3 protein-coding genes are annotated in these 3,311 nt (G+C 70.3%); all 3 read left to right on the plus strand.

The genetic code is table 11. The annotated features are described in order from the left end of the window. Positions 1 to 653, plus strand: a 653-nt coding sequence (locus G6017_RS13205) for an SDR family NAD(P)-dependent oxidoreductase (protein WP_182617753.1), incomplete at its 5' end; no start/stop codon positions are given. A 39-nt stretch (positions 654 to 692) separates the two neighbouring features. Further along, a complete protein-coding gene (locus tag G6017_RS13210) occupies positions 693 to 1,898 on the plus strand; it encodes an acyl-CoA dehydrogenase family protein (protein ID WP_182610103.1) in 1,206 nt (401 codons plus the stop codon). 73 nt (positions 1,899 to 1,971) lie between these two features. After that, complete coding sequence (locus tag G6017_RS13215; RefSeq protein ID WP_179525666.1) at positions 1,972 to 3,114, plus strand: thiolase family protein; 1,143 nt, start codon at positions 1,972 to 1,974, stop codon at positions 3,112 to 3,114. Positions 3,115 to 3,311 lie beyond the last annotated feature (197 nt).

Consider the following 3,311-nt stretch of genomic DNA (forward strand, 5'->3'; position numbering starts at 1 on the left):
CGGTCGTCCTGGCCGCCCGCCGACGGGAGCGCCTCGACGCACTCGCCGAGGAGCTCCGCGCGGCCGGCGGAACGGCGTCGACGGTGGCCTGTGACGTCGCGGACCCCGAGGCGTGTGCGGCCATGGTCCGCTCGGCCATGGACTCCCACGGGCGGATCGACGTCCTGGTCAACAACGCCGGCATCGGCACCGCCGTGCCCGCGCTCAAGGAGACCCCGGAGCAGTTCCGGGGCGTGGTGGACGTCAACCTCCACGGCGCCTACTGGGCGGCCAAGGAGTGCGCGACCGTCATGGAGCCCGGCTCGAGCATCGTCAACGTGGCCAGCGTGCTCGGCCTGACCGCAGGATTCGCCCCGCAGGCCGCCTACTCCGCCTCCAAGGCGGCCGTCCTGGGACTGACCCGGGACCTGGCGGCCCAGTGGGGGAGCCGGCGGGGGATCCGCGTCAACGCGCTCGCCCCCGGGTACTTCGCCTCGGAGATGACCGACGAGATCCCCGAGACGATGCTCGCCGACATCACCGGACGCACGATCTTCGGTCGGCTCGGTCTGCAACCGGAGCTCGACTCCGCCCTTCTCTTCCTCGCCTCCGACGCCTCGTCGTTCATCACCGGGTCGACCCTCACCGTCGACGGCGGCATGACCCTTCACTAGTCCTCGACCTCACCAGTTCTCGACCCAGGAGACATCACGATGGAATTCGCGCACAGTCAGCGCAGCGTCGAGCTGCAGGAGAACATGTGGGAGTTCATGCGCGAGCATGTGTTCCCCGCCGAGCCGGTGTGGGCCGAGTACCTGCGCACGCACGGCGACCACGAACACCCGCCCGTCATGGAGGACCTCAAGGCGGAGGCGCGGCGTCGCGGGCTGTGGAACCTCTTCCTGCCGGAGTGGTCCGGCATCTCCAATCTCGAGTTCGCGGCGGTCTCGGAGATCTCCGGTTGGTCGCCGGTGATCGCCCCCGAGGCCATCAACTCGCAGGCGCCCGACACCGGGAACATGGAGACCTTCCACCTGTTCGGGACCGACGAGCAGAAGGCCGCGTACCTCGAGCCGCTCAAGGAGGGCAGGATCCGGTCGGCCTACGCCATGACCGAGCCCGACGTGGCCTCCTCCGACGCGACGAACATCCAGACCGTCATCCGCCGCGAGGGCGACGAGTACGTGATCAACGGCCGCAAGTGGTGGATCACGGGAGTGGCCGACGAGCGCTGCGAGATCTTCATCGTCATGGGCAAGACGGACGAGACCGCCGAGACGCACCGTCAGCAGTCGATGGTCCTGGTCCCGCGCGGTACCCCGGGGCTCACCATCGAGCGCAACCTCCCGCTGTTCGGCTACCAGGACCAGCACGGTCACTGCGAGCTCGTCTTCTCGGACGTCCGGGTGCCGGCGTCGAACCTGCTCGGCGAGGAGGGTGCCGGTTTCGCGATCGCGCAGGCGCGTCTCGGGCCGGGCCGCATCCACCACGCCATGCGCGCCATCGGGATGGCCGAGCGGGCCCTGGCCCTGATGGTCGACCGCGCCAAGTCGCGGCACGCCTTCGGCGGGTACCTGTCCGAGCAGGGCGTGGTCCAGGAGCACATCGCCAACTCCCGCATCGAGATCGACCAGGCACGCCTGCAGGTCCAGCACTGCGCGTGGATGATCGACACCGTCGGCGCCAAGGAGGCCCGGTTCGAGATCTCGGCCATCAAGGTGATCGCGCCGCAGGTCGCGTGCACCGTGATCGACCGGGCGATCGAGGTCTTCGGTGGGGCCGGTGTCTCGGACGACACCCCTCTCGCCTACTTCTACGCCTGGGCGCGGGCCCTGAGGATCGTCGACGGCCCGGACGCCGTGCATCGCCGCACCATCGCGCGCGGCGAGCTCAGGCGCACGCCGCCGTACGTCGGCTGAACGTGATGCGCAACACTGACAAGACCCGGTCGGACGAGACCGGATACTCACCGTTCGAGAGAGGGACACGCACATGGGTGCAGTGATCGTGGAGGCCGTGCGAAGCGCGGTGGGCAAGCGCAAGGGTGGACTGGCCGGGGTGCATCCGGCCGATCTGTCGGGCACGGTGCTGAACGCTCTGGTCGAGCGCGCCGGGGTCGACCCGGGGATCGTGGAGGACGTGATCTGGGGGTGCGTGACCCAGGCCGGCGAGCAGACCGGGGACATCGCGCGTACCGCAGTGCTTTCCGCCGGGTGGCCCGAGACCGTCACCGGCGTGACCATCGACCGCCAGTGCGGTTCCTCGCAGCAGGCGCTGAGCTTCGCCGTCGCGGTGGTCGAATCCGGTTACCACGACGTGGTGGTGGCCGGCGGCGTCGAGTCCATGACCCGTCAGCCGATGGGCAGCTCGATCACCGGCGAGGGCATCCCGTACGGGCAGGACTTCCTGGGCCGCTACGACGGCACCATGCCCAACCAGGGCGTCGGCGCCGAGATGATCGCCGAGCGGTGGGGGCTGTCCCGCACGCAGCTCGACGAGTTCGCCGTGGCCTCGCACGAGAAGGCCGCCGCCGCGCAGGACGCCGGGTTCTTCGCCGGGCACATCGTCCCGGTGACCACCCCGGACGGGGTCTTCGATGCTGACCAGGGCATCCGCCGGGGCAGCACCGTCGAGGGGCTGGCCGGGCTCAAGACCCCGTTCAAGTCCGACGGCGTGATCCACGCCGGCAACGCCTCGCAGATCTCGGACGGATCCGCCGCGATCCTGGTGATGAGCGAGGAGGCCGCCGCCAGGTATGGCTGCACGCCGATCGCGCGTGTCCACACCGCCACGCTCGCCGGCGACGATCCGGTCATCATGCTCACCGCCCCGATCCCGGCCACGGCCAAGGCTCTCGAGCGCTCCGGGTTGACGATCGACGACATCGGGGTGTTCGAGGTCAACGAGGCCTTCGCCTCGGTGCCGATGGCGTGGCTCGCCGAGACCGGCGCCGACCCGGCCAAGCTCAACCCCAACGGTGGCGCGATCGCCCTCGGCCACCCGCTCGGCGGCTCCGGGGCCCGCATCATGACGGACATGGTCCACCACATGAAGGCGAACGGCATCAGGTACGGCCTGCAGACGATGTGCGAGGGCGGCGGCCAGGCCAACGCCACCATCATCGAACTGCTCTGACGGCCCAGGATCCCCAGCCGGCGTGCATCCGCGCGAGCGGCTGCCCGGTGACTCACAGCCGCCCCCCGCGATGAACTCCGGCCTGCGCATCTGCGCACGCCAGACGCCATCGTCGGGGGCGGCTGCGTTGTGGGCGTACGTGCGCGCGTGCGGATGCCCGGCGAGGGGGGCGTCCCGGCGAGGGGGGGGGCGTCGCG

This window comes from Dietzia sp. B44 (assembly GCF_014145245.1).
Lineage (GTDB): Bacteria > Actinomycetota > Actinomycetes > Mycobacteriales > Mycobacteriaceae > Dietzia > Dietzia natronolimnaea.

Bases quoted from the DNA above. Each gene is read 5' to 3' on its own strand.
- G6017_RS13210 (WP_182610103.1), top strand. From the start codon at position 693: ATGGAATTCGCGCACAGTCAGCGCAGCGTCGAGCTGCAGGAGAACATG.
- G6017_RS13215 (WP_179525666.1), top strand. From the start codon at position 1,972: ATGGGTGCAGTGATCGTGGAGGCCGTGCGAAGCGCGGTGGGCAAGCGC.